The 25,091-nt window shown below is 71.2% G+C and carries 22 protein-coding genes; 15 read left to right on the top strand and 7 right to left on the bottom strand.

What is annotated here, in order from left to right; translation table 11 throughout:
• Nucleotides 1-22: 22 nt before the first annotated feature.
• The 3 genes from ACZ7MX_RS00290 to ACZ7MX_RS00280 all read right to left on the bottom strand — a co-directional run bounded on the left by ACZ7MX_RS00290 (nt 23) and on the right by ACZ7MX_RS00280 (nt 2,792).
• On the bottom strand, nt 23-703 hold the full coding sequence (locus ACZ7MX_RS00290) for a DUF6445 family protein (protein WP_472127841.1): 681 nt from the start codon (nt 701-703) through the stop codon (nt 23-25).
• A gap of 292 nt (nt 704-995) precedes the next feature.
• Nucleotides 996-1,226, bottom strand: a complete 231-nt coding sequence (locus tag ACZ7MX_RS00285) for a hypothetical protein (RefSeq protein ID WP_472127839.1) — start codon at nt 1,224-1,226, stop codon at nt 996-998.
• 75 nt (nt 1,227-1,301) lie between these two features.
• The gene (locus ACZ7MX_RS00280; RefSeq protein ID WP_472127838.1) at nt 1,302-2,792 is read right to left on the bottom strand and encodes an alpha/beta hydrolase; all 1,491 of its coding nucleotides are present in this window, start codon (nt 2,790-2,792) and stop codon (nt 1,302-1,304) included.
• Nucleotides 2,793-2,957: 165 nt separating this feature from the next.
• On the opposite strand from ACZ7MX_RS00280, the gene ACZ7MX_RS00275 reads away from it, so the two are divergent.
• From ACZ7MX_RS00275 to ACZ7MX_RS00230, 10 genes are read left to right on the top strand one after another with little or no spacing between them, the layout of a single operon-like run.
• Complete coding sequence (locus tag ACZ7MX_RS00275) at nt 2,958-4,214, top strand: ATP-grasp domain-containing protein (RefSeq protein WP_472127836.1); 1,257 nt, start codon at nt 2,958-2,960, stop codon at nt 4,212-4,214.
• Nucleotides 4,211-5,086, top strand: coding sequence for a Rossmann-like domain-containing protein (locus ACZ7MX_RS00270; RefSeq protein ID WP_472127835.1), 876 nt, complete (start codon nt 4,211-4,213; stop codon nt 5,084-5,086). The genes ACZ7MX_RS00275 and ACZ7MX_RS00270 overlap by 4 nt, the downstream gene beginning before the upstream one ends.
• Nucleotides 5,083-6,180, top strand: a complete 1,098-nt coding sequence (locus ACZ7MX_RS00265; protein ID WP_472127833.1) for a PLP-dependent cysteine synthase family protein — start codon at nt 5,083-5,085, stop codon at nt 6,178-6,180. The genes ACZ7MX_RS00270 and ACZ7MX_RS00265 overlap by 4 nt, the downstream gene beginning before the upstream one ends.
• On the top strand, nt 6,177-7,232 hold the full coding sequence (locus ACZ7MX_RS00260; protein WP_472127831.1) for a dipeptide epimerase: 1,056 nt from the start codon (nt 6,177-6,179) through the stop codon (nt 7,230-7,232). The genes ACZ7MX_RS00265 and ACZ7MX_RS00260 overlap by 4 nt, the downstream gene beginning before the upstream one ends.
• Nucleotides 7,229-8,488 carry an MFS transporter gene (locus ACZ7MX_RS00255; protein ID WP_472127829.1) on the top strand — a complete coding sequence of 420 codons (1,260 nt, stop codon included), beginning with the start codon at nt 7,229-7,231 and terminating at the stop codon, nt 8,486-8,488. The genes ACZ7MX_RS00260 and ACZ7MX_RS00255 overlap by 4 nt, the downstream gene beginning before the upstream one ends.
• Nucleotides 8,489-8,501: 13 nt before the next feature.
• A complete protein-coding gene (locus ACZ7MX_RS00250) occupies nt 8,502-9,314 on the top strand; it encodes a class I SAM-dependent DNA methyltransferase (protein WP_472127827.1) in 813 nt (270 codons plus the stop codon).
• Nucleotides 9,315-9,340: 26 nt separating this feature from the next.
• Nucleotides 9,341-10,948: an ABC transporter substrate-binding protein gene (locus ACZ7MX_RS00245; protein WP_472127825.1), complete on the top strand. Its 1,608-nt coding sequence runs from the start codon at nt 9,341-9,343 to the stop codon at nt 10,946-10,948.
• Nucleotides 10,945-11,898 (top strand): ABC transporter permease, encoded by a 954-nt coding sequence (locus ACZ7MX_RS00240; RefSeq protein WP_472127824.1) that lies wholly within the window; start codon nt 10,945-10,947, stop codon nt 11,896-11,898. Before ACZ7MX_RS00245 ends, ACZ7MX_RS00240 begins: the two co-directional genes overlap by 4 nt.
• Nucleotides 11,895-12,761 (top strand): ABC transporter permease, encoded by an 867-nt coding sequence (locus ACZ7MX_RS00235; protein WP_472127822.1) that lies wholly within the window; start codon nt 11,895-11,897, stop codon nt 12,759-12,761. Before ACZ7MX_RS00240 ends, ACZ7MX_RS00235 begins: the two co-directional genes overlap by 4 nt.
• On the top strand, nt 12,758-14,371 hold the full coding sequence (locus ACZ7MX_RS00230) for an ABC transporter ATP-binding protein (protein ID WP_472127820.1): 1,614 nt from the start codon (nt 12,758-12,760) through the stop codon (nt 14,369-14,371). Before ACZ7MX_RS00235 ends, ACZ7MX_RS00230 begins: the two co-directional genes overlap by 4 nt.
• A gap of 31 nt (nt 14,372-14,402) precedes the next feature.
• Here ACZ7MX_RS00230 and ACZ7MX_RS00225 read toward each other — a convergent pair whose 3' ends face one another.
• The gene (locus ACZ7MX_RS00225; RefSeq protein ID WP_472127819.1) at nt 14,403-14,897 is read right to left on the bottom strand and encodes a GNAT family N-acetyltransferase; all 495 of its coding nucleotides are present in this window, start codon (nt 14,895-14,897) and stop codon (nt 14,403-14,405) included.
• A gap of 332 nt (nt 14,898-15,229) precedes the next feature.
• On the opposite strand from ACZ7MX_RS00225, the gene ACZ7MX_RS00220 reads away from it, so the two are divergent.
• From ACZ7MX_RS00220 to ACZ7MX_RS00210, 3 genes are all read left to right on the top strand, one after another.
• Nucleotides 15,230-17,521, top strand: a complete 2,292-nt coding sequence (locus tag ACZ7MX_RS00220) for an ATP-binding protein (protein WP_472127818.1) — start codon at nt 15,230-15,232, stop codon at nt 17,519-17,521.
• 169 nt (nt 17,522-17,690) lie between these two features.
• The gene (locus ACZ7MX_RS00215) at nt 17,691-18,224 is read left to right on the top strand and encodes a hypothetical protein (RefSeq protein WP_472127816.1); all 534 of its coding nucleotides are present in this window, start codon (nt 17,691-17,693) and stop codon (nt 18,222-18,224) included.
• Nucleotides 18,225-18,328: 104 nt separating this feature from the next.
• Complete coding sequence (locus ACZ7MX_RS00210) at nt 18,329-19,570, top strand: serine hydrolase domain-containing protein (protein WP_472127814.1); 1,242 nt, start codon at nt 18,329-18,331, stop codon at nt 19,568-19,570.
• 178 nt (nt 19,571-19,748) lie between these two features.
• Here ACZ7MX_RS00210 and ACZ7MX_RS00205 read toward each other — a convergent pair whose 3' ends face one another.
• Nucleotides 19,749-20,288: a MarR family winged helix-turn-helix transcriptional regulator gene (locus ACZ7MX_RS00205; RefSeq protein ID WP_472127812.1), complete on the bottom strand. Its 540-nt coding sequence runs from the start codon at nt 20,286-20,288 to the stop codon at nt 19,749-19,751.
• 68 nt (nt 20,289-20,356) lie between these two features.
• On the opposite strand from ACZ7MX_RS00205, the gene ACZ7MX_RS00200 reads away from it, so the two are divergent.
• On the top strand, nt 20,357-21,649 hold the full coding sequence (locus ACZ7MX_RS00200; protein WP_472127810.1) for an MFS transporter: 1,293 nt from the start codon (nt 20,357-20,359) through the stop codon (nt 21,647-21,649).
• A 571-nt stretch (nt 21,650-22,220) separates the two neighbouring features.
• Nucleotides 22,221-22,796 (top strand): luciferase domain-containing protein, encoded by a 576-nt coding sequence (locus ACZ7MX_RS00195; RefSeq protein WP_472127808.1) that lies wholly within the window; start codon nt 22,221-22,223, stop codon nt 22,794-22,796.
• Between the two features lie 489 nt (nt 22,797-23,285).
• Here ACZ7MX_RS00195 and ACZ7MX_RS00190 read toward each other — a convergent pair whose 3' ends face one another.
• Together ACZ7MX_RS00190 and ACZ7MX_RS00185 are read right to left on the bottom strand one after the other, a co-directional pair.
• A complete protein-coding gene (locus ACZ7MX_RS00190) occupies nt 23,286-23,660 on the bottom strand; it encodes a VOC family protein (RefSeq protein ID WP_472129224.1) in 375 nt (124 codons plus the stop codon).
• A gap of 355 nt (nt 23,661-24,015) precedes the next feature.
• Nucleotides 24,016-25,074, bottom strand: a complete 1,059-nt coding sequence (locus ACZ7MX_RS00185) for a zinc-dependent alcohol dehydrogenase family protein (protein WP_472127806.1) — start codon at nt 25,072-25,074, stop codon at nt 24,016-24,018.
• Between the last annotated feature and the right edge of the window lie 17 nt (nt 25,075-25,091).

The raw sequence follows: 25,091 nt of genomic DNA, 5'->3' as shown, positions 1-25,091 counted from the left end.
CCTGGCCTGGTCCGGCGTGCTGTCAGGCCATCCAGAAGAAGACGGCGGTCATCCGCTTGTCTTCCAGCGTGCTGCCCCAGTAGCCGGTAGCGCTGTGGAGCATGTTGGCGGTGTAGAGCAGCAGCCGATTGTGGCGGTGCGGTACGCGTACGTCCTCGGTGAAGGAGTCGGGCGGGACGAAGCGCGTGCCGAGGGCGTCGACCAGGTTGTTGTGTGGCGCGGTCACCGTGTTTCCGCCGAGTCGGCCGCCTGGCAGGTTCTGGCGGTAGAAGCTCGTTCCGCAGTCCTTGGGCACCTGGGGGTTGAGGTAGAGCACAGCGGCGTAGCGGCACAGCGATCGCGAATCGGTGTGGGGCCGTGGCTCGCACTCGTCCTTGCCGACGACCTGGATGCAGTTGTGATTGTGGGTGCCGCCTCCAGGGGCTGTCTGTTGCCACAGCTGACGGGCGCCGGTGGCCTTCATGACGAGTCTTTCGACGTGGGCCAGTTCGGCTGGTTCGAGCCCGGGCATCGTGCGCAGACCGGGCCAGCTCTCGGGCTTGTGCGGATAGCCTTCGACCCAGTTGTCCTTGGTGAGGCAGCGCTCCCGGACGGCTTCGATGTCGGGCAGTGCGTTGTCCAGGACCCAGTAGTCCCGGCCGGGTGTGGGTTTTCGGTAGGGGAGGACGGGGAGCGACGGGGTGTTTGGGGGGTGTGGGGGCATGCCGCTGACCATACGGTCGGTTTGTGTCAGGGCTCTCCCGCGAAGGGGTCAATCTTCCGTCAACTCAGGGAGCCCCCGGGTGTCTGGTGTCGCCAAGCCTGTCGCGCAGGTCCCGACCGCGCAGGCCCCCATCGGCTGCCCCGCCTCGGCCAAAAGGCGAGGGTCGCGCCGAAGATCTGGGTCGATGGTGCTGCGGCCGGCGGTACCTTCCACCACAACTCCGTGCGGCTCGCCGACGACGGCCGGCGAGCGCGGCGCGGGGCAGGGCCCTTACGGCTCCGGGCCGGGGCCCTTACGGCTCCAGGCCGGACTGCTTCACGGGCGCCGCGCCCTCCCGAACGGTCTGAAATGCCAGCCGTAGGCAGCCTGCGAGCGCTGGCTGTTCGATGAAGAGCGTGGTGGTGGAGCCCGCGCCGGCCACCGGGTCGGGCATGTCGCACAGGACGAGGGAGCCGTCGTGGTGCAGCGTGTCGAGCATGAGGCGGCGTGCGGGGTCCGCGTCGGCAGGTGTCGCGGGGCGCACGGTGTATCCACGAAGGTAGAGGTCACCCTGGCAATATATGAAAACGATTTTCAGGGAGCTGCTTCGCTCCCGCGTTCACGGCATGTCCGGCAGCCCGGGGCCGGTGCAGTGCACGTCCGCCTTCGGCGTCGTGCCGTGGACGAGATAGGCAGCCGCGGCGTCGTCCACGCAGGCGTTGCCCCGGCTGGCGAACACGCCGTGCGAGTAGTCGTTGTCGAGCGTGACCAGGCGCGAGCCGGGCAGTAGCCGGCGCAGTCGGCGGGCGCCCTCGATGGGGGTGACGGGGTCGTGCGCGGAGGCCACCAGCAGTACGGGTGGGGACTCGGGGCTGCCGAGCGGGGTGCGGTGGGCAGGCTTGTGGTGCCAGTAGGCGCAGGCGGATGCCTCCATGCCGGTCAGGACCGGCTGCGGGTCGAGCCGGCGGGTGCGGTGGATGTCCGCCAGGATCCGGTGAGGTGTGGGGGCGGGGGAGTCGGCGCACTTGACGACGCGGTTCGCTGCTTCGTAGTTGCGCGAGTCCGGGCTGTCGAAGGCGGTGGTGGGACGGAGCCTGTCGGGGCGTCCGTCGTGCAGGTAGGCGCGCAGGCCATCGGCCAGGCCGGCCCAGCGTTCGGTGCGGCCCAGTGCGCGGTAGACGGTGCGGTCGAACTCGGCGGGTCCGAAGCCGTCCACGGGGTGCCTGGTGAGTGCGTGGCGCACGCGCAGGTAAGTCCGGCGCGTGGCGGCTGCGTTCTCGCCGAGGCCGAAGCGTTCCGCGTGGGCGGCGGTCCAAGTGAAGAAGGTGTCGCGCTGCCGCAGCAGTGCGCGGCTCTGGGTGACGTCGAAGTCGTACCAGTCCCACGGGCCCACGACACTGTCGAGCACCATGCGACCCACGCGGTGCGGGAAGCGTGCGGCGTACGCGGCGCCGAGGTAGCTGCCGTAGGAGACGCCGAGGAAGCTCGTCCGGCGTTCGCCGAGTGCGGCGCGGATGGCGTCCATGTCCCGCGCGGTCTGTTCGGTGGACAGGTGGGACAGCGTGTCGCCGGCGCCCGCGGCGCAGTCGTCGGCCATGTTTCGTAGCGAGGTGAGGTAGTTCTTCTCCGCCGGCCTGCCTACGGGTACGGGGTTCGTGCCCGGGCCGGTGAAGAGGCCGCCCATCCGGCCGCAGTTCACGGGGGCGCTCTGTCCGACGCCACGGGGGTCGAAGCCGATGACGTCGTACGCCCGTCGCACGCTCTCCGGGAGCTTGGCCCGCTTCGTCACCGCGTAGGAGAGTCCGGAGCCGCCCGGTCCTCCCGGGTTCACCAGCAGGATGCCGCGCCGCTCGGCGCGGGAGCCCGATGAGCGTATCCGTGAGACGGCCACCTCGATGTGCGGTCCCCGCGGATGGTTCCAGTCGAGCGGGACCCGCAGCCGCCCGCACTCGACATGTTCCGGGGCCGGCGGGTTCGGCAGGGAGTCAGGGCATGTGCCGAAGCGTAGCGGGGGCGTCGGGGTGGCGGCCTGGATCGGGCCGACGGGGGCGAGGGTAGCGGCAGTCAGCAACGCGCACAGCACGGCGGTGCGACGTAGGGGAGGGGTCACGGGGCCTTCCAAGGGACTCGGCGAACAAGGGGGCGGCAAAAACCTGCCCCCAAGATGACAATGAAAATGATTATCGTTAACGTGTGCCTCGGGCAAACCCGCTCCCCTCCTCTGGAGGGGCACTCGGCTGCCCCGTACCCGAAGTCCAAGCCCGGAAGGGGAGTTGTGGCTCATCTGCTGGTGGTCGAGAGCTGGGTCGGAGCGATGAGCCGACTGCTGCCGCGGGCGATACGGGAGGGCGGGCACACGTTCACCTTCCTCACCCGCGACCTGCACCACTATCTGCGCTCCGCACCCGAGGGGACGGCGCACCCGCTGCTCGGGGCCCGCAACGTCATCACCGCCGAGACCAACGACACCGAAGCCCTGCTGTCCGAAGTCGAGCGGCTGCATGCGGTGTGGGGGTTCGACGGAGTGATCACGTCCTGCGACTACTACCTGCCGACCGTGGCGCGGATCGCCGGGCGGCTCGGTCTGCCGGGCCCCGGGCCCGAAGCGGTCGAGATCGCCTGCCGTAAGGACGCCACCCGCCGTGTGCTCGCCGATGCCGGAGTGCCCGGCCCGCGCTTCGCCGTACACGAGGAGTGGCCCGACATCGCGCGCGCCGCCCGGGAGATCGGTTACCCACTGGTGGCCAAGCCCGTCGACCTGTGCGCCGGCATGTACGTACGGCGGGTGGATGACGAGGCGCAACTCGCCGACGTCTACCGGACGTTGGCGGACGTCCCGGTCAATGCGCGCGGACAGCGGCGTGCGCCCGTGGTCCTGCTCGAAGCGCTGCTGGACGGTCCCGAGGTGAGTGTCGAGACCGTCTCGTGTGCAGGAACGGTCCACGTGGTCGGCGTGACCGACAAGAGCATCGGCGGGGCGCCCGCGTTCATCGAGACCGGCCATATGTTCCCCGCAGCCCTGACGGCCGCCGACGCCGAGGCCGCCGAACAGACCGCGCTGCACGCCCTGAAGGCACTCGGGCTCGTCGAGGGCGTCGTGGCGCACACCGAGATCAAGCTGACCGCCGACGGGCCGCGCGTGGTCGAGGTCAACCCGCGTCCCGCGGGTAACCGCATCACCGAACTGATCCGCCACGTCACCGGCATCGACCTCGCGGCGGCCTTCGTGGAGGTCGCGCTGGGCCGCCCACCCGAGTTGCGGCCCACGGACACCGGACTGCGCAGCGCCGCCATCGGATTTCTGGTGCCGCAGGCCGCCGGCACGCTCGAAGCGCTGGACGGCGGCGAACTGCAGGACGCACCCGGCGTGCTGGAGGTGCAGCTCGCCGACCCCGGCAAGGTGGTGAAGGCGGCAGGCAGCAACAACGAGTACCTCGGGCACATCATGGCCGGTGACGCCGACGGGCCAGGGGCCCGCGACCGCGTCGAGGCCCTGCTGGCCGGGCTGCGCGCGGGGCTGGTGATCCGATGACCGCCGTCATCGGCGCGGCCGGCGCGGTGGCGTACGAGACGTGCCGGACGTACGCCGACCTCGTGGACCGCGTCCGCGCGGGCGGGCTGGGCCCCGACCCGGCTACCCAGCGGATCACCGTGGCCTTCACCACCCGGCAGGCCGTACGCCACGACGGGCGCGGCACCGGTTACCGCAACGAAGTGCTCAGCCTGCGCCTGGCCGAGGCCGTCGGCTCCTGTGCGGTCGAGCCCGGCACACTGCCCGACAGCGCGCTCGACGACTGTGTGGGCGCGGATGTGGCCCGACTCCTGGAGCATCCGCTGCTGCCGGTGCGAGTGGCCGCTCTGGACGCCTATCTGATGCACGCCACCCCGCACGGCCCGGAGAGCGGGGCGCGTCCCTTCCCGCTGCCCGCCGGATCGTCGCTGGAGAAGTCCCGGGCGCGCGCGGAGGCGGTCGCCGAGCTGATCGATCTGCCGCCCGGGGCCACCGTGCTGGTGATCGGAGTCGTCAACTCCCTTCTGGAGGCGCTGCGTGCACGCGGCCTCCAGTACGTCCCGTGCGATCTCAAGGGCGGCGTCACCGAGTGGGGCGAGCCGGTCGTCACCGATGCGCTCGCGGCGGCCGACCGCTGCGATGCGCTGCTCGTCTCCGGAATGACGCTGGGCAACGGCACCTTCGAACCGCTTCGACGGCACGCGCAGCAGCACGACAAGCAACTGGTGATGTTCGCGCAGACCGGCAGCGCCGTGCTGCCCCGCTTCCTCGGCCAGGGCGTGAGCGCGGTGTGCGCCGAGCCGTACCCCTTCTTCTGGCTCGACGGCGGCGCCGGAGTCGTCCACCGCTACAGGGGGCCGCACGGCAACTCCTGTCAGGGAGGCCACATATGACCGCGACCGCGGTCCGCCCCACCGCTCGCCCGGAGCTGCTCGCCCTGCTCGGCCGTACGCCACTGGTGCGCATCACCGCTGATCTACCGGACCCCCACCCCGGGTTCTGGGCCAAGCTCGAAGGGCTCGCAGCCGGCGGCATGAAGGCCCGGGCTGCCGTGTCGATGCTCAGGGGCGCCCGCGAGCGCGGCGAACTGCGTCCCGGCGCACCGGTGGTGGAGTCTACCTCCGGCACCCTCGGCATCGGCCTGGCCTTCGCCGGGCAGGCCCTCGGCCACCCGGTCGTGCTGGTCGGCGACCGGGAACTCGAGCCGTCCATGCGGCAGTTGCTGTGTGCCCACGGCGTTCGCCTCGAACTCGTCAACCGCCCGGCCCCCGAGGGCGGCTGGCAGGCCGCCCGCCTCGCCCGGCTGCGCGAGCTGCTCGCCGTGCTGCCCGACGCCTACTGGCCCGACCAGTACAACAACCCCGACAACACCGCCGGTTACGCCTCACTGGCCGCCGAACTCACGGCCCAGCTCGACCACCTCGACGTCCTGGTGTGCAGCGTCGGCACCGGCGGCCACAGCGCGGGGGTCATCGCTCCCCTGCGGCGGCAGTGGCCCGCCCTGCGCCTCATCGGCGTCGACGCCACCGGTTCCACGATCTTCGGGCAGCCCGCCCGCCCCCGGCTGATGCGCGGACTGGGCAGCAGCATCCACCCGCGCAACGTCGCCTACGACGCTTTTGACGAGGTCCACTGGGTCGGCCCGGCCGAGGCAATGGACAGCTGCCGGCGGCTTGCCCGGGGCAGCTTCGTCAGCGGCGGCTGGAGCACCGGTGCGGTCGCCCGCGTCGCCGCCTGGGCGGCCCGCGTCCACCCCGGGGCGGAGGTCGCCACCGTCTTCCCCGACGGCCCGCACCGCTACCTCGGCACCGTCTACGACGACGACTTCACCGCCGCGCACGGCCTCGCCCCGTCCGCCGCGGCCGCCCGGCCCGTCGAGATACCGCACCCCCGTGCGGCCGAGGCCGCCGGGTGGGTCCGCTGTACCCGCATCACCGACCCGCTCCGGGCCCCCGAATCCCTGCATCCTTCGGAAGAGAGACTGTGAAGGCCACCCAGCGCACCGTACGCCTCGACCTCGCCGAGCCGTTGCGCATCTCCCGCTCCACCATGGCCGCCCGCGACGCCGTGTGGCTGACCGTCGAACACGACGGGCTGCGCGGCCACGGCGAGGCCGTCACCAGCGTCTACTACGGCCTCGACGCCGACACCCTCGAACGGCTCCTCGCGGCCGTCGCCACCGACCTCCGGCGCTTCCGCGAGCCCGAAAGCGCGCTCGACGCCCTGCGGGCGGGCGAACTGGCGGGAGAGGACACCCCGCCAGCCGTCACCGCCGCCGTCGAGTCCGCGCTCCTCGATCTCGCCGGCAAACACGCCGGCAGCCCCGTCCACCGGCTCCTCGGCGCCGCCACCGCCCCGGTGGCCGCCACGGCCCGCACCATCGGCATCACCTCGCCGGTGCGGGCCGCGACCGAGGCGCGATGCCTCACGGCGAGCGGCTTCGCGGTCATCAAGGTCAAGGCCGGGGCGCCCGACCCCGAGGAAGATGTGGAGCGGGTGCGCGTCATCCGTGACGCCGCGCCCCGGGCCAGGCTGCTCCTCGATCCCAACGGTGCCTGGACCACGGTCCAGGCCGACGCCCTGCTGCCCCGGTTCGCGGAACTCGGAGTCGAGGCCGTCGAACAGCCCCTCGCACCCGGCGATCCGGAGGCGCTCGGCGCGCTCGCCGCACGCTCACCACTGCCGGTCATCGCCGACGAGGACGCCGTGAGCCTGGATGACGTCCGCCGCCTTGCCGGACGCGTGCACGGTGTCAACGTCAAGCTCGCCAAGTGCGGCGGTGTCCACGCGGCCCTGCGCATCGCAGCAGCGATCGACGGCAGCGGGACCGCGCTGATGCTCGGCTGCCTCACCGCCAGCAGCCTCGGCCTCGCCCCCGCCGTCCACCTGGCCGACCGCGCCCGCTGGGCCGACCTCGACGGACACCTGCTGCTCGCTCACGACCCGTGGGCCGGGATCGGCGGCACGGACGGCTTCGTACGGGCAAGTGGTCTGCCCGGTCTGGGCGTCCGGCGCAGCCCGGGGGAGGAGGCGGCGTGAAGATCTGGCACGAGATGCGTCGATTTCCTCTGGCCGTCCGCCTCCTGCTGGCCAACCAGCTCGGTGTCAACACCGGCTTCTACCTCCTCATCCCCTACCTCGCCACCCACCTCAGCCAGAACCTGGGCATGTCGGCGGCCGTCGTGGGGATCGTCCTCGGTGTCCGCAACCTCAGCCAGCAGGGCCTGTTCCTCATCGGCGGTTCCGCCTCCGACCGGCTCGGCGCGCGCGGCGTCATCATCGCCGGCTGCGCCCTGCGCACCGTAGGGTTCGCGCTGTTCGCGCTGGGCGACGGGCTGGCCGTACTGCTCGCCGCCTCCGTGCTCAGCGGGCTCGCCGGCGCCCTGTTCAACCCCGCCGTGCGTGCCTACCTCGCACAGGAGGCGGGGGAGCGCAAGGCCGAGGCATTCGCCCTGTTCAACGTCTTCGCCACCACCGGCGCGTTGATCGGTCCGCTGCTGGGCAGCGCACTGCTGCTCGTGGACTTCCGCACGTCCGCGCTCACCGCCGCCGGCATCTTCGCCGTCCTCACCGTCGCCCAGGCCGTCGTCCTGCCCGCGCGCAAGGTGGAGCCGAGCGAGGGCGGCGTCCTCGCCGACTGGCGCGAGGTCCTCGGCAACCGCGCCTTCCTGGCCTTCGCGCTCGCCATGGTCGGCATGTTCACCCTGCAGAACCAGCTCTACCTGCTGCTGCCCGACGGAGCCCGGCGGACCACCGGCTGGGACGGCGCGGCGGGCCTCGTCTTCCTCGTCGGCACCGTCACCAACCTCACCCTGCAACTGCGCATCACACGCGCCCTCAAAGGCCGTGCTTCCAGGGCGCGTTGGATCACCGTCGGGCTCGTGGTGATGGCGCTGTCCTTCCTGCCGCCGGCCCTGGTGGCAGGCGGGTCCGGCACCCCGGACGGCACCGCCGACGCGGTGCTGCGCACGCTGCCCGTCCTGCTCGGTGCCCTCCTGCTCTACCTCGGCGTCATGATCGCCCAGCCCTTCGTGCTGGAGCTCATCCCCGGATTCGGCCGCACGGAGCTGACCGGCACCTACTACGGGATCTTCTACGTGGTCTCCGGCATCGCCGCCGCGGCCGGAAACACCGCCGTCGGCTGGGCCATGGACACCGGGGAACGCGGCGCCCCCTGGCTGCCCTGGGCGTGCTGCGCCCTGTTCGGTCTCGCCTCCGCGTGCGGCGTGGCCTGGCTGCACCGGCGCAACGCGCTGCCGACGACGCCGAAACCGGCCCTGACGGTGGCGGCCTGAGGAAGGAGACGCCATGACCCGCACCGCCACCGAGGACATGCACAACCTGCTCACCGACCACCCCGCGCTGTACGAGGCCCGTTTCCCCGACGCCGACCGGCTGGCCGGCCGCTGGACGGAGGACTGCCTGCGGCGGTACGGCGCCGGCCCGCGGGTGCTGGACATGGGCTGCGGCACCGGCCGTGACGCCGCCCACCTGCACGGCAGCGGCCGGACGGTGACCGGCGCCGACCTCTCCGAGGCGATGCTCACCCACGCCCGCACCCACCACCCCGGGCCCGTGTACGTCCGTGCCGACCTGCACGGATTCGACCTGGGCCACAGCGCGTTCGACGCGGTCGTCTGCCTGGACAGCTCCTTGCTGTACTGCCACACCGACGCACAGCTCGACGGTTTTCTGGCCTCCTGCCGTCGCGCGCTGACCCCGGGCGGCCTGCTCGTCGCGGAGATGCGTAACGGCGCCTACTTCCTGGGCCGTACCGACCTGCTCGACACCCCCACCGTCCACGAGTTCACCTGGCACGGCACCGCCTACCGGTCCACCACCACGCTCACCGTGGACCGCACCGCCCAACTCCTGCGCCGAAGCCGCGTATGGACCGCGGACGACGGGTCCCTGCCCGTCGAACAGCGCTCCGCATGGCGGCTGCTCTTCCCGCTGGAACTCCGCCGTCTCCTGGCGGCGCACGGCTTCGAGGTCCTCGACCTGCACGACGGTCCGGGCCCGCGGACCGAGCCGCCCTGGCGAGAAGGCATGGCCCCGGGAGAGACGACGGACGCCGACCGGCTGCACGTCGTCGCCCGGCTCATCGAGCAGGCACAGTGACCCATCCACACCACGAGGACACCCGCATGAACGAAGAAACCGCCCGCCACCTCGGCTTCCCTGCCGAACAGCCCTTCCCGGGCCTGCGCCGCCGCGGCTTCCTCGCCGCCACGGGCGCCGCCTCGCTCGGCGCACTCGCGCTCACCGGCTGCGGCGGCCCCGGCCCCGACGACGGCACGGGCAAGGGCGACGGCCGGCCCCGACGGGGCGGACGGCTACGCGCCGCCTTCGCCGGAGGTGGCGCGAGCGAGACCCTCGACCCTCACCTGGCCAACCTCTTCGCCGATGCCGCCCGTGCCAAGGCGCTCTTCGACAAGCTCGCCGACTACGGCGCCGACCTGTCCGCGCAACCCCGCCTCGCCGAGAGGTGGCAGGCGAACAAGACCCTGGACCGCTGGCAGGTCACCCTGCGCAAGGCCACCTTCCACCACGGCAAGCCGGTCACCGCCCAGGACGTCCTGTACAGCTACCGCCGGATCGCCGACCCGAAAAAGGGGTTCCGCGCCAAGGCGTCCCTGGAACCCATCGACCTCGACGCGAGCCGCGCCACCGGCAAGCGGAGCATCGAGTTCGTCCTCAAGCGCCCCACCGCCGAATTCCCCAACATCCTGGCCGCATTCGGCGCGTACATCGTCCCCGAGAACACGACCGCGTTCGACAAGAATCCGATCGGCTCCGGCCCCTTCCGCTTCGTTTCCTTCACCCCCGGCCGCTCGGCCGTCTTCCGCCGCTACGACGACTACTGGGAGGGCGCCCCGCACCTCGACGAGATCGAATTCGTCGTCGCCAACGAGGAGTCCGCACGCGTCAACGCACTCCTCGGCGGACAGGTCGAGTACGCCCACGAACTCGACCCGACCACCGCCCGCGCGCACGAAGGCAAGGGCCGGATCGAGATCGTCCGGCTGCGCAACAGCGCCATGCAGGGCTTCGCGATGAAGACCGACCGGGCCCCGTTCGACGACAAGCGGGTGCGCCAGGCGTTCTTCCTCATCACCGACCGCAAGGAGCTCGTCGCCGGCGCCCTGTCCGGCGCCGGCGAGATCGGCAACGACCTGTTCGGCAAGGGCTACCAGTACTACGCCGACGGCCTCCCCCAGCGCGAGCAGGACCTGGGCCGTGCCCGTGCCCTGCTGAAGCAGGCCGGCGCCGAGAAGCTCACGGTCACCCTCGACACCTCGGCCGTCGCCGCCGGATTCACCGAGGCCGCCAGCATCTTCCGCGACCAGGCAGCCAAGGCGGGCGTCACCATCAACGTCAAGACGGGCAGCAAGGACACGTACTGGAGCGACATCCTCGACTCCGGCACCCTGTGCTGCTACCGCTCCGGAGCCATGCCCATCGAGGCCCACCTCTCCCAACGGCTGCTGACCGACTCCACCACCAACGCCACCAAGTGGCACCACAAGGACTTCGACGCCCTCTACCAGCAGGCGCAGTCCACCCCCGACACCAAGGCCCGGGCAGCCGTCTACGCGCGCATGCAGCGCCGCCTGTACACCGAAGGCGGCTTCCTGATCTGGGGCTTCGCCGACTGGATCCTGGGAACGGCACACACGGTGAAGGGGGTTGACCGGAAGGCGCCCGCCAACACGCTCGACTGGGCCCGGTTCGACAAGGTGTGGCTGGCGTGACGGGACTGCGCTCCTTCGTCGCCCGGCGGCTGCTCCTCGGAGTCGCACAGACCGGGGCCGTGGTGCTGCTGGTCTTCGCGCTCACCGAGGCGCTGCCGGGCGACGCCGCCGTCGCCCTCTCCGGCGACCAGCCCGACCCCGCCCGTATCGCGGCCCTCCGCGAGGCCATGCACCTCGACCGGCCGGCGTACGAGCGGCTGGCCGAGTGGGCTGCGGGCCTGCTGCACGGGGACTTCGGCACCTCCGTGACCTCCGGACGGCCGGTCAGCCAGTTCCTGGCCGACGGCTTCGGGCCCACCCTGCTGATGGCCGCCCTCACCGTGGCACTGCTCGTCCCGGCCGGCTTCGGCCTGGGCGTACTGGCCGCCCGCCACGAAGGGCGACTCGTCGACCGGCTGATCAGTTCGCTGACGCTCGCGGTCTACGCGGTGCCCGAATTCGCCCTCGGTGTGCTGCTGGTGACCGTCTTCGCCCTCCGCCTGGGCTGGCTCCCACCCACCGCGGTCGGCTACGGCACCGACCTGCTCGCGCACCCCGCAGCGCTGCTCCTGCCCGTCCTCGTACTGCTCTCCCGCCCCGTGTGCTCGCTGGCCCGCCTGGTCCGCGCCGGCATGGTCGACGCCCTGGCCGCGCCGTACGCGGTGCATGCCCGCCGCTACGGCGTAGGCGGCGCCCGCGTCCGCTACGCCCACGCCCTGCCCAACGCCCTCGCCCCGGCCGTCCAGCAACTCGCACGCACCATCGACTGGCTGCTGTGTGGCGTCATCGTCGTGGAGGCCCTCTTCGTGATCCCCGGACTCGGTACCGTCCTGCTCAATGCCGTCGCCGAACGCGACGTACCGGTGGTGCAGGGCCTCGCCGTGGTGTTCGGCGTCCTGACCGTCGTGCTCAACCTCTGCGCCGACCTGATCGCCCACCGACTCGCGCCCCGGGCGGGGGTGGCCGCGTGACCCACGCGCCGTCCACGCGAGTATCCGGTTCCTGCGCCGTCGTACGGCCGCGCCGCGCGGGCCGCTACGCCCTCGGGCTCGCCGTCATCTCCGTACCCCTCGTCCTCGCCGTCCTGGGACCGGTGTTCGCGGGTGATCCGGGCACGCGGGCCGCGTCCTTCACCCTCGGCGACGGACACTGGCTCGGCACCGACTTCGTGGGCCGTGACGCGTGGCGTCAGGTCCTGCTCGGCGGCCGGCCGGTGGTGCTGACCGCGCTCGCCGCGACGGCCCTGGCCTACCTCGTGGCGCTGCCCCTGGGCCTCAGCGCCGCGCTCACCCACCGCCGCTGGCTGGAGGAGACACTGATGCGGCCGCTGGACGTGGTGCTGGCGGTGCCGTCCCTGCTGCTGATCCTTCTGGTGGCATCCGTGCTCACACCGGGTGCCGTCGGGCTCGCCCTGCTCGTCGCGTTGGTCAACGTCCCGGACGCGGCGCGGATCGTGCGCGCGGCCGCCGCCGAGGCCGCGGCGCGCCCCGCGGTGGAGGCGCTGCGCATGCAGGGCGAGACGTGGTGGCGCACGGCCGTCGGTTATGTCGGCCGCTCGATACTGCGCACCCTGACCGCCGACGCCGGCACCCGGCTCACCGGCGTGCTGTACCTCGTGGCCACTGCTGCGTTCCTGGGCGTCGGCGTCGCGCCGGACGCCGCCGACTGGGCGGTGATGGTGGACCGCAACCGCACCGGACTGTTCGTGCAGCCCTGGGCCGTGGTGGTGCCCGCGCTGCTGATCGTCGCGCTGACCACGGGCAGCAACCTGCTCTGCGACGCGGCACTCCACAAGCCCGGCCGGCGCCGGGGAGAGAGGGGACCACGGCCGTGACCGCACGGAACGATACGACCGCACCGACGGGCGCAGGCACCGGTGCCGGGCCGGCCCCCGTCGCGGAGATCCGTGACCTGCGTGTGGAGATCGACGGGCGGGTGATCGTGGACGGTGTGCAGTTGCGGGCTCTGCCGGGCAAGGTGACGGCGCTGGTCGGAGCCTCCGGCAGCGGAAAGACCACCACGGGCCTCGCCCTGCTCGGCGCGTACCCCTCGGGTGCCCGGGTCACCGGCGACGTCCGCGTGGCGGCGGACGGCCCGGTCGGCTACGTGCCCCAGCATCCGGCGTCCGTGCTCAACCCCGCCCGCCGGGTCTCGGCGCTGCTGATCGACATCGCCCGCACCCAGGTGCGCGAGCTGCCCCGCAGCCGGCGCCGGGCGGCCGTCCGCGAACGCATCCTGCGGGCTCTGTCGGACGCCCAGCTCGCGAACGGCGAGGCGCTGTTGTCGCGCCATCCGCACCAGCTGTCCGGCGGCCAGCAGCAGCGCGTCGTGCTCGCGCAGGCGCTGCTGCTCGGTGCCCGCGTCATCGTCGCCGACGAACCCACCACCGGCCAGGACGCGCTGACCAAGAGCCGCATCGTCGACCAGCTGGCAGCGCTGGCGGCCCGCGGCATCGCGGTCGTGCTGCTCAGCCACGACCTCGATGTGGTGCGCGCACTCGCCGACGAGGTCCTCGTCATGCGGGCGGGCCGGGTCGTGGAATCGGGCCCGGTCCAGCGGCTGTGGCTCGCACCGCGTCATGAGTGGACCCGACAACTGCTCGGTGCCCGGCCGATGCCGACCGGGCACCAGCCTGCTCCGGACACCGGACAGGCCGTCCTGCACCTGCGCCATCTCACCGCGCGCCACCGCGGCGGCACCCTCGGTGCCACTGTGGTGCTGCGAACCCCGGAACTCGCCCTGCACCCTGGTGAGTCGCTGGCCGTCGTCGGCCGTTCAGGCAGCGGTAAGACCACCCTCGCCCGCTGTCTGGCCGGCCTCCACCGCGACCACGACGGCCAGGTCCATCTCGACGGCACCCCACTGCCGCGCAGCGTACGGCAGCGCAGCCGCGCCCAGTTGGCGGCTGTGCAGTACGTCTTCCAGGACGCGCGGGCCGCCTTCGACGAGCACCGCCCCGTCCTTGACCAGGTCGCCCGCACCGCGGTGCGTCTGCGCGGCACCGACCGTCGGTCAGCCGCTCAGGAGGCCCTGACGACACTGACCCGCCTCGGCCTCCGGTCCGAAACGACCCACCGCCTCCCCGCGGAGCTCTCCGGCGGCGAACTCCAGCGGGCGGCCCTGGCACGCGCCCTGGTGGCCCGGCCCCGGGTGCTGATCTGCGACGAGATCACCTCCGGTCTCGACCCGGTCACGCGCCGCGGCATCCTCGACGCCCTCGCGGATCTGCTCCGCGACCGTTCGGCCATGTCCCTCATGCTGATCACCCACGACCTGGAGACCGCACGTCTGGCCCACCGCATCGCCGTACTGGACGCGGGCGAGCTGGTCGAACAGGGCCCGGCCCACCGGATACTGACCGAGCCGCGACACCCGTTCACCGTCTCACTCATGGCGACGAAGGCGTGCCTGGCGGCGGAGACTGCCCCGCCGGGAGCCTGGTGAAGTCCACCGGCGAGGTCACGCGCATCGACAATCAGGCGGCGTCCGGCAGTGCCAGCCATTCCTGCCAGGACAGGTCCCGGCCGACGAAGCATGGACGCTCGAAGGGCCACTCGTCAGTGATCCACCGCGGCACCAAGGCGTCGAGGGCGTGCTCGAGCGCGGTTCCCACGCGGTCGTCCACGACCCACCAGGAAATCTCCGCGTCGAAACCCACCTTGCGCGCCGGATCGATGTAGACGCAGCCGAGCAGGGCGGTGCCGGCGTCGTCGAACAGGGCGTAGTTGAAGGACTCGTGCGCCGCAATCTCCCTCTCGTGCCGCTCCAGGTCCTCCTGGTCCTGTTCGTACGTCATCGTGGCGGGCGGCCAGCCCCACGCCTGACCGTAGATCGCCCACAGGCGCTCTCGCGACCCCATCACCGCGGGGTAGTCGAGGTCGGTGTCGGCGCCCCGGATCGGCCTCAGATGGAACCCGCCGGGCACATCGACGCGGACGGGATGGAGGAAATTCTTCGGTAGCCAGGTCATGGGAGCGGACGGTAGCCCAGCCCCGAGGGAGGGGCACGTGGATTTCCGGCTCCAGCAGCGCCGTGCCCAAGCGCGTGCTCGCCACCCACGATGCGCTTCCGTCAGGCGGCGTCGGACCGATGGCAATCAGGTCAGGGCGCCCCGTCGGAATGCGGGAGACGTCTCAGCACCAGGCGGATGTCTCCGTGCAGCGCGGCGCACGACCCAGGGCCACCGGATGAGGGGGTCGGTCGGGCCGATGGCTGACGACCGAGGGGAAACCATCAACTTCAAGCTCAGTCACTCCAGTCCCTCTAATATCGGCGCGTGGATGTGAAGAGAGGCTGGCAAGAGTGAGCGAGGAGTTGACGGGGTTGCTGCGGCAGCTTCGTGACCTGGCCGGACGGAGTCTGCGCGAGCTCGCCCGTGACATCAACGTCAGCAGTTCCTCGCTGTCGCGCTACTTTTCCGGCCAGGCCGTTCCGCCGTGGCCGACGGTGGTGGCGCTCTGCAAGGCAGCCGGTCGTGACCCCAGGGCACTGCGTGAGGTGTGGGAGCGGGCCAAGGACAGGCCGCAGCCAAGCCAGGCAAGCGCGGCTGCCCCTCCGCCGGCGCGCAATGACCTGCCGCACGACATCACCGCCTTCACCGGGCGCCGGGCGGAGTTGGACGCCCTCCTCGGTGCCGCGCGGAAAACTTCGGTGGTGGCGATCGACGGCATGGGCGGGGTGGGTAAATCCGCGCTGGCCGTACATGCCGCGCATTTGCTGACCGTTGACTTCCCCGGTGGTCAGCTGTACCTGGACCTGCACGGGTTCACTCCGGGCCGGGAGCGGGTCGAGCCGGCGGAGGCGCTGCGCGTGCTGCTGGCCGCGCTGGGGTTGCCGCCCGGCAGGATTCCCGACGGGGTCGCCGAGCGGGCCGCGCTGTGGCGCTCGGAGTTGGCGACGCGGCGCGCGATCGTGCTGCTGGACAACGCCGCCGACGCCGATCACGTGCGCGACCTGCTCCCCGGCGCCGGTCAGAGCTTCGTGGTGATCACCAGCCGCCGGCGGATGGTGGAGTTGGACGGCGTTCAGCCAATCTCGCTGGACGTTCTGCCGATTGAAGAGGCGGCGGAGCTGTTCCTTGCCTCCGCGGGCGGGGACCGGCCCGGTGACGTCGGCGAGGTGCTGCGCCGATGCGGGAACCTGCCGTTGGCCATCCGGGTGGCTGCCGCGCGGCTGCGGCACCGGCCCGCGTGGACGCTCGACACCTTGGTGGAGCGGCTGCGCGAGGGGGAGTTGGCGGTGTCGGACGTGTTCGAGATGTCGCTGCGGCAGCTCGATCCCGCCCAGCGGCGGATGTTCCGGCTGCTCGGCCTGGTACCGGGCGACGACATCGACGCGTACGGTGCGGCCGCGCTGGCCGGGATCCCGCTGGCCAACGCCCGTTCCCTGCTGGAGGACTTGGTCGACGTCCACCTGGTGCAGGAGCCGGCGGCGGGGCGCTACCGGATGCACGACCTGCTGCGGCAGGCCGCCCGCTCCGACGACGCCGCGGCCGACCCGGTACCGGCGATCGCCCGGCTGGGCGACTACTACCTGAGCGGCATGCTGGCCGTGAAGAAGCTGGTCGAGGTCCTCATCCCGCTGCCGGTCATCGTCACCCAGCCGCCCCCCGCGCTTCCCGACCTGTCCGTCTACGACACGGCCGTGGACTGGATGGAAACCGAGTGGGCCAACCTCACCGCGGCTTTCTCGCTCGCCGTGGAGCTGGGCATCGACGCGCCGGCGGTCGGGCTCGGGCAGCTCGCCCTGCTCTCCGAAGCACGGCGTGGCGGAGTGGCACGGCTGATCAGGGGGCTCGAGGCCAGCATGCCCGCCGCGGAAAGGCTCGGCGACCGCCGCATGCTCGCCTCGCACCGGTACCTGCTGGGCGCCGCGATGATGCGCGTCGGCCTCATGAAGGAGGCGGCGCCGCGACTTGAGGCGGCCCGCGTGCTGATGGCCGCGGAGCGCGACCTCGACGGCGAGGCTCTTTCCCTGATGAAGCTGGGGGAGGCCCGGATGTACACCGGCGACGCTGAGGGTGGCATCGCCGTCATGCGCGAGGCCGCCGCGCTGCCGCTGGCCCGTGGGTCCGCTGTTCGCCTGCGTGTGTGTACCGCCATCGGAACCGCTCTGGTGCAGCTGGGGAAGTACCACGAGGCCCACGAGATCGCCGCGGAGAGGATCGAGGCCGCCCGTGGGCTGGACCGGCAGACCGAGCGCATGTGCCTGGACGTGCTCGGCTGGGCGGCACTCGGCCTGGGCGACGCCGAGGCCGCCCTGGACTTCGCCGAGCAGTCCGCCGAGATCAATCGGACGACCCGGCACGCTGTGTTCGAGGCGATCAGCCTGACGGACGTCGCCGTCGCTCTGCACCACCTCGGCCGCGTCGAGGAGGCGGCCGCCAGGCACGCCGAGGCCGTACGGATCCTCGAACGCGTCGGTGAGCCGCACTGGAGGGCGCGCAGCCACCTCTCCTACGCGGAGTCCTGCCTGACCACGGGCCACCGGGACGCCGCGGCACGGCACTTGCGGGCGGCACTGGAGATCGCCACCGCGAACGGCATCGACTACCTGGTGCCGGAGGCGCGTTCCACCCTGGCCCGGGTCTGCTGAGCCCGTCCCGGGTGGGGAGCGGGTGTCCCGTCCCGTCCCGGGACACCCGGGCAACAGCCGTCCGCCGGCGTAACAGCACAGGTCAGCATGGTCTCGGTGGAACATCCGGCGTCCCGGAAGGCGCGGCATGGCTTGTCCCGGACAGGCCGCCGCGTCGAGGCTCTTCGCCATGCACACGACGTCTTCTCTCCTCACCGAGCTGGACGCGCTTCCCGCCCGCTGGGAAGTGGGCGGGACGCTCGCCGCGCCCGTTGAGGCGGTCGCCGCGCTCTTGCTCGCCGTCGCCGGGGGGCGGGTGGGCGATGACAACCTGCTGGTGCTGGCCAGGGCTGCGGCGGCACGACAGGGGGCGATGACCGTCGTGGCCGGGCCCGGCGCCGGTGCCTACCGCGCCGAGCTCGCCGGGGCCGTGGAGCCGGTGGAGATCCAGGTGGACCCTGCCCGTTCCATGATGGCGGTGCAGAGCTGGTACGCCGGGGTGCACGCCGCCTCCGCCTGCCCCGCAGGCACCCGGGTGACCCATCGCGTCCACCGGGTCCTGCCTGACCATCCGGGCTTCGCCGACGGAATCGCCGAAATCGGCCTGCGCGCACGCATGTCCCGCGACCTGCAACAGGTGCTGGAGGTGATTGCCGACCGCCTCGGCTGCCGGCAATCCACTCTCCCCACCAGGGCCGGGTCATCCGAGGGCGAGAACCCCTAGGACGAGGCGGCCTGAGCCCTCCAGACACGCCGGGCGCCGACAAGAACCGCGTCCCACCACCCGTCCGTTCAAGGAAATCCGTTCATTCAAAGGAGCACACCACCATGTCCACCACCCTCACCGACCGGCACAACGGCTTCTCCGAAACAGGACTGCGCAGAATCCGCGACGTGCTGGCCCGACATGTCGACTCCGGGAAGATCCCCGGCGTGGTCGCACTGTTCAGCCGGGGTGACCAGACCCATGTCGAAACGATCGGGACGATGCGCCACGATGGTGGCGCGCCGATGCGCCGGGACACGATCTTCCGGATGGCCTCGACGTCCAAGCCGCTGTCGATCGCGGCGGCCATGGTCCTGCTCGACGAGTGCCGGTTCCGCCTCGACGACCCGGTGGAGACGTGGCTGCCGGAGCTCGCCGACCGGCAGGTGCTGAAGCGGATCGACGGCCCGCTGGACGAGACCGTGCCGGCGCGGCGGCCGATCACCGTACGGGACGTGCTGACCTCCACGTTCGGGCTCGGCATGGATATGACGGTGCTGGGCACTCCGATCATGAACGCGGTCTTCGAGCAGGGGCTCACGCCCAATCTGCCGACGCCGATGCCCGAGCCGGACGAGTGGATGCGCCGCCTGGGCACGCTTCCGCTGATGCACCAGCCCGGCGAACGCTGGCAGTACCAGATCAGCAGCGACCTGGTCGGCGTGCTGGTCGCCAGGGTCTCCGGCCAGTCCTTCGAGTCGTTCCTGCGCGAGCGCATCTTCGAGCCGCTGGGCATGAAGGACACCGGTTTCCATGTGCCCGCCGACAAGATCGACCGGCTGCCGACCCTGTACGCCCCCGACCCGCAGACCGGAGAGTTCACCGTGTGGGACGAGGCCGAGGGGGGCCGGTGGAGCTCGCCTCCGGCGTTCCCCGGCGGCGGCGGTGGGCTGGTCTCCACCGCCGACGACTACCACGCCTACTTCCGGATGCTGCTGAACGGCGGGATGCACCGGGGCGAACGGATACTCTCCCGGGCCGCCGTCGAGCTGATGACCACCAACCGCCTCACGCCCGAGCAACTGGCCGCGCGCGAGACCCTGGCCCGCGACCACGTCCATGTGTCGTTCGGCCAGGGGCAGCACGGCGGCTGGGGCTTCGGGATGGCGGTGCGCACCTACCGCGGCGACTACGCGCCCGTCGGCCAGTTCGGCTGGGACGGCGGAAGCGGCACCTCGACCTACGCCGACCCGGCCAACCAGCTCACCGGAATCCTGCTCACCCAGGTCGGGGCGTCCGTCCCGGATCCGGTACATCTCATGCTCGACTTCTGGACCACGCTCTACCAGGCGATCGACGACTGAGAGCTCCCCTCGGCGATCCCGGCCTGAGCAATCCAGACACCCCGGGCGCGAAGAAGACGCTGCTTTCCATCCGATCTGGCGGAGTGTCGGTCGAACGTGAGTGTCCTCGGGCAGCTGCAGCGGCGGCCGGCGGGATACGGAGACCTGACGGCGAGAAGCAACACCATCGGCTCGGGGTTCACCGGTGTCGGCTGTCCGCCTCCGCCTGGATCAGCATCCGCTTGAGCAGGGTGCTGAGCGCGTCCTGATCTGCCGGGCCGAGCGGGGCGACCATCGAGTCCTCCGCCTGCCCGCGCCGCTCCATCGCGGCCAGCCAGCGGGTGCGCCCCGCCTCGGTGAGCTCCACGTCCACCCGGCGACGGTCCTGACTGCTGCGCACCCGCCGCACCAGCCCTGACTGTTCCAGGGTGTCCAGACGGCCCGTCATGCCGGCAGGGGAGAGCATGAGTTCTGCCGCCAGCTCGGAGGGGGTGGCCCGCCCAGGGGCCTCGCGCGCGCCGAGCCGGTGCAGCGTGGCGAACTCGAACTCCTGCAGGCCAACCTCGGCCAGGGCGCGGTCTTTGGCCTGGCCGACATGCTTGGCCAGGAGCTGTATACGGGTGATGATCCCCTCCACCCGCGCGTCGAAGGGGGCCTTGCCGCGCCAGCGTGCGAGGTGCACGTCGACGGAGTCGTCCCCTTCTGCGGGCTGCTCCCGGCCCTGACTCTCGGTGTCCATGCCCCCAGTATGCTACGTCACCTTATATTTAGGTGACGAAAGATTAGCTGGCGAAATACTATGCGGGCATGACGCAACCCATGCGCCGACTGCTGGTCGGCCGTACCTGCGCGGCGCTGGCCACCGCGCTGATACCCACCACGCTCACGCTCGCGCTGCTTCGAGGACACGCCGCGGGCTCGACGGGTTCGGCAGGGGATCTGGGCCTGGTGCTGGCCTGCGAACTGCTGCCCATGCTGGTGCTGTTGCCGGTCGCCGGCGTGCTGGCGGACCGCTTCCCGCCACAGCGGGTCGTGCTCGCTGCCGATCTGCTCAGGGGCGCGGCGCAGACCGCGATCGGCGCGGAGCTGCTCTGCGGCCTGGTCCGGGTGCCCGACCTCGCCGTGCTCGCCGCGGTCACCGGCGCCGCGGTCGCCTTCGGCACCCCAGCGGTCCGCACCCTGGTCGCGGCGACCGTCGACGCCGACCAGCGGCTGCGGCTGAACTCGCGGCTGGACGTCGCCACCGGCCTGGCCCAGACCGCCGGCCCTGCTACGGCGGGCGGCATGATGCTGATGCTCGGCGCCGGCTGGTCCTCGCTACTGACCGGCGCGCTCTTCATCGGCTCTGCGACCACCCTGGGCGGCCTGCACACCCGCCGGGCCACCAGGCCGGCCGACGGCGGCCACCCGGGGTTCCGGGCGCAGTTGCGCGAAGGCTGGACCGAGACCCGGCGCCACCGCTGGTTCCTCACCAATGTGCTGGGCCATGGAGTATGGCATCTGGCGGCGGGCTTCCTGCTCACCCTGGGACCGCTGATCGCTGTCCGGAGCATGGGCGGTGACGGCGCGTGGGTCCTGGTGACCCAGCTGGGGACCGTCGGCATGCTGGTCGGTGCTTTTGCCGCAGGACGGCTGCCGATGCGCCGCCCGCTGGTCGGCGTGGCCGTGGGCGCGGCCGTCTTGGCGCTGCCGCTGGCGGCCTTCGGGCTGGGACTGGCGCTGCCCTGGGCGGCGTCTGCGTACTTCCTGGCGATGTTCGGGCTAGGAGTGCTCAGCCCGCTGTGGGAGACCGCCATCCAGCGCCGCATCCCGCCGGAGGTGCTCGGGCGGGTGGGCTCCTTCGACGCGCTGATCTCGTTTGCCGCCCGCCCGTTGGGCCTGGCCGTGGCCGTTCCGGTTGCCACCCTCCTCGGCACCTCGGCACCACTGCTGGCAGGCGCGGTGCTCGTGGCAGCGGCGAACCTGGCCGTGCTGCTGTTGCCCGAGGCATGGGAGCACCCGGAGCCGGTCACGACACGGGGCGATGCCAGGCGCGTACCTGGGGCCGCGGCTGGCCGGGGTCAGTCGGAAGCTGGCTCCAAGGCAGCGGACGGCAGGTAGCCGGAGGATTGCAGACCCGGTGCCGGCCCGTGCCGTTGCCTGACTGGCTGTCGTCGTTCCCATCTTGAGGGGCACGGCGGGGGTCCCGACGGGGTGATCGTGGCAACTGCCGCGCATAAGAACAGGGCCTCTTGGCAGCTCGACGGGTATCTACGCCAACGAGCTGTCCAGGAGGTCCTGTTGCCGCGGTTGTACGGCAAGGTGGGAGCGGGGTCCACTTCGGTCGCTCTCGCAGGTGACTGCCTGGCGCACAGGTTCGTGAACGCCGGCGACCACGGGGCCACGCCAACGCCGCTACCCGACCGACATGTCGGCGGCGCCGGTGATGAAGCGGCCCTGGGCCTGATCTGCTCGATCTTTGCGCGGCTCACGTCATGAGCCACGCCAGCCCGCCGGGGAAGTGGAGGCACCGGCTTTGCTCCGGCGGGACCGTCCTGCGGCCGCCCCCTGTGCCGGCCGCAGGCCGGTTCGACAGTTACCCATCGCGTGCGCGGCGCTGAACCTCTCGAACATCTCGGCTTCGTCGGAATCCCAGCCTGAGCCCGACAGCTGACGACGTCGTGGACGGCCGATGGAGCGCACACGACAAGCTCCGCACAGCTTTGCCACCGTGCCACTGCCCCGCCCGGTTCCGGTTTCCTTCGCCGCAGCCCTATGCCCGTATATCGGGATCGGGCAGGCTGACGATATGAACCTGGTCGAACACGCGAACGCACGTCTCGCTGATTGGCCGGCGCTCTCGCAGGGTCGTGCGCGTTGCGGGGCACGGCATTGCTTATGCGCCGGCACCCAGGAAATCGTCCACTTCCATGGCGGCAACGAGGCGGACGTACATTTGACCTACGGCATGATCGACAGGCTGCGCCCGGCGCTGCAGAAGTCGAGCGCCCTCAAGCTGCCCACAGCATCCGGCTGGGTCACGGTCCGACTCGAAGCGGGTTCCGACATCGACCTGCTCGCCACACTCGTCAGCGCCGCACTGCTCGCGGCGGGGAGCCGATCGGGACCGGCCGGAGCGGTGCGAGCGGACCCCTGCCCGCGGGAATCCGCGGAAGCGCCCCCGCTCCGTCCGGCCTGTAGGTCACCACGGCCCATGTGGCGGCGTCGAGCGGGCAGTGCCCCGAGTGGCATTGCAGAGGCAGAGTAGGAGGAGCGCTTCGTACTCCGCCGTAAGACGACGTACGCCTACAGCAGTCTCGCGGTGGCCGCTCTCGTACGACTGGGGCGGTGCTCAGCGTGAGGTCGGCGAGTAGGTGAGTATGCCGATACCGAATGGGACGTGTGGCGGTGCCGGGCCTGCCTCATCCGCCCGATGTGAGGCGGCAAGGGCCAGCCGCTCCACCGGACCGGTTCGATACGACAGAGCGGTTGTTTCGGCTTGTCGTCCACCTGCGGTGGAGGTGGACGATGTTGCCGAACCAGATGGGCAGCACGCGTGGTTGGGGGACCTGACAGTCCGTCGGTTGGCAGAACCTCCGGGTAACGGGCCGGTACGCCGGCCGCCGCAGGCCCATCGCAGCGGCAGGCGAGAGCGGCTTGCACGACCGCCGTAGTGCCCCGGGGCAGCAGGAAATTTCACCGATGGGTTGCCTGGCCGGGCGCCGCGCTTTGGGTGCCCGACCAGGCGCTGCCTCAGTTACAGATACGCGCGGGTGATCAGCTCAATCGCGTGACCCGCGGGATCCTTGAAGTACACCCCGCGACCGCCGTGCTCGTTGTTGATCTCGCCTGAGCGCTGCATCTGCGGATCGGCCCAGTGCTCGATGCCGCGATCGCACAGTCGCTGGTATGCCCGATCGAAGAGCTCGTCGTCGAGCAGGAACGCGTAGTGCTGCATCTGGATTTCCACCGGCGGCTCGGCGAACTGCAGTAGCACGCCGTCGTGGAGCTGGACGTTGGTGAACGGGCCCCAGGACGGTGCTTCCGAAAGTTGCAACAGCTCGCGGAAGAATCGAGCTGACTCGCTGCGGTCCTTGGCGGCGATAATGGTGTGATTGAAAGTGGCGGGCATTCGGTTGACCTCGCTGTTGTTCGACACGAATAACGGACTCGTAGTGCACGAGCACTGGGAGGTCCGCGTGCCGAACTGATGGGGTGCCCTCTGCGCACCCGCTGTGCGATCAGCCCCCCACCGGGTGGCCCATCCGTGTGTGGCGTAGCGCCGGTCCGGTGTTCACGTCGGGGACTCTACTTGATCTTGTTCGCTGCGACAACGGTGCGCGATCGGCTGCTTGTTGGCTCGTCACGCAGCCTGGATCGGGTATGCGGTCCGCTGAGGGATGGGTGGGCTTTCGGGCCAGGCCACGTTCGCCCGGCAGCCCTGGCAGGCCGCGGCCGCAGCGCCGGCGCACCGGCAGGGCCGCTTCCTATCCGTCACCTTCTTCCCGGCCGTCTTCGAAGACGAAGAGCGGTTTGGTGCCGTGTGCGGGTGCTTCGGCGAGCGAGACGGCTTCAGCGAAGCGTTCGAGCGGGAACGGCTGGCCCCGGGGGATGCTCAGCACCTCATCGGCGACGAGACCGCGAACCCGGCACAGCGCGCGCAGCGCATCCTCGGGCGAGGCAGTGCCGAACCAGCGGTTCAGCCAGAAGCCACGGACTGCTTTGGTCTCGTAGATGACAGAGCGAGCCTGCAACGGGATCGTCAGCGCCGCAGGGTCGGTCTGCCGATGGGTCGAGAGTGCGCCGTAGACCACGACCTCCCCTCCCGGAGCCAATGCCTGGGACACCTGGGCACCCACGGGGCCCGCGACACAGTCGACGGCCTTCCGCACGCCGACCGGCCCCGCTATCTCAGCCACACGCTGCAACAGGTCCTCGTCCTCAGTGCAAATGACCTCGTCACCACCAAACGCTTTGATCTCCTCGACGGCATCGCGTCGCCGCACGACGTTGATCGTGCGCATACCCAGGTGCCTGGACAGTTGAATGACGAGCCGGCCGACGGTGGAGCCCGCGGCCGTCTGCAACAGCCATTCACCCGGCTGTACGTCGAGTTCGTGCGTCACGAGGAGCAGAGCGGTCAACGGGTTGACGGCGAGTTGGCAGGCGCTGGAGTCGCTCAGATGGTCGGAGACCGGCAGAAGCCTGCGCTTGTCAGCAACGAGGTATTCCTGCCAGGTGCCGGCCACCGGGGGCCCAGGCACCGCCGGGACCGCAGCGGCCACCACGCGCTCACCGACTTTCAGTCCCTCGGTTTCCGGGCCCAGGCCCGCGATACGGCCAACGCATTCCATGTGGCCCCCGACAGCGGGAAACTTGGGGGAGAAGCCGTAGCGGCCGCGTAGCACGTGCAGATCACTGGCGTGAATCGGAGTCGCCTTCACACGGATCAGCGCCTGACCGGCTTTCGGCGTGGGAACAGGCCGGGATTCCAGCCGCAGGACATCGGTGGGCTCGCCGGCCTCTACGGCGACGAGCGCGCGCATGGATCGAGGCATGAGTG

The sequence above is a fragment of the Streptomyces sp. NPDC107765 genome, from assembly GCF_055657085.1.
This window is presented reverse-complemented; position numbering and strand designations above follow the sequence as displayed.

Excerpts from the sequence above, each read along its gene's own strand:
- ACZ7MX_RS00185 (WP_472127806.1), bottom strand. The coding sequence starts at position 25,074 with ATGCGCGCGCTCGTCGCCGTAGAGGCCGGCGAGCCCACCGATGTCCTG.
- ACZ7MX_RS00190 (WP_472129224.1), bottom strand. The coding sequence starts at position 23,660 with ATGCCCGCCACTTTCAATCACACCATTATCGCCGCCAAGGACCGCAGC.
- ACZ7MX_RS00195 (WP_472127808.1), top strand. The coding sequence starts at position 22,221 with ATGGAGCGCACACGACAAGCTCCGCACAGCTTTGCCACCGTGCCACTG.
- ACZ7MX_RS00225 (WP_472127819.1), bottom strand. The coding sequence starts at position 14,897 with ATGACCTGGCTACCGAAGAATTTCCTCCATCCCGTCCGCGTCGATGTG.
- ACZ7MX_RS00265 (WP_472127833.1), top strand. The coding sequence starts at position 5,083 with ATGACCGCGACCGCGGTCCGCCCCACCGCTCGCCCGGAGCTGCTCGCC.
- ACZ7MX_RS00290 (WP_472127841.1), bottom strand. The coding sequence starts at position 703 with ATGCCCCCACACCCCCCAAACACCCCGTCGCTCCCCGTCCTCCCCTAC.
- ACZ7MX_RS00200 (WP_472127810.1), top strand. The coding sequence starts at position 20,357 with ATGACGCAACCCATGCGCCGACTGCTGGTCGGCCGTACCTGCGCGGCG.
- ACZ7MX_RS00250 (WP_472127827.1), top strand. The coding sequence starts at position 8,502 with ATGACCCGCACCGCCACCGAGGACATGCACAACCTGCTCACCGACCAC.
- ACZ7MX_RS00205 (WP_472127812.1), bottom strand. The coding sequence starts at position 20,288 with ATGGACACCGAGAGTCAGGGCCGGGAGCAGCCCGCAGAAGGGGACGAC.
- ACZ7MX_RS00210 (WP_472127814.1), top strand. The coding sequence starts at position 18,329 with ATGTCCACCACCCTCACCGACCGGCACAACGGCTTCTCCGAAACAGGA.
- ACZ7MX_RS00245 (WP_472127825.1), top strand. The coding sequence starts at position 9,341 with ATGAACGAAGAAACCGCCCGCCACCTCGGCTTCCCTGCCGAACAGCCC.
- ACZ7MX_RS00215 (WP_472127816.1), top strand. The coding sequence starts at position 17,691 with ATGCACACGACGTCTTCTCTCCTCACCGAGCTGGACGCGCTTCCCGCC.
- ACZ7MX_RS00270 (WP_472127835.1), top strand. The coding sequence starts at position 4,211 with ATGACCGCCGTCATCGGCGCGGCCGGCGCGGTGGCGTACGAGACGTGC.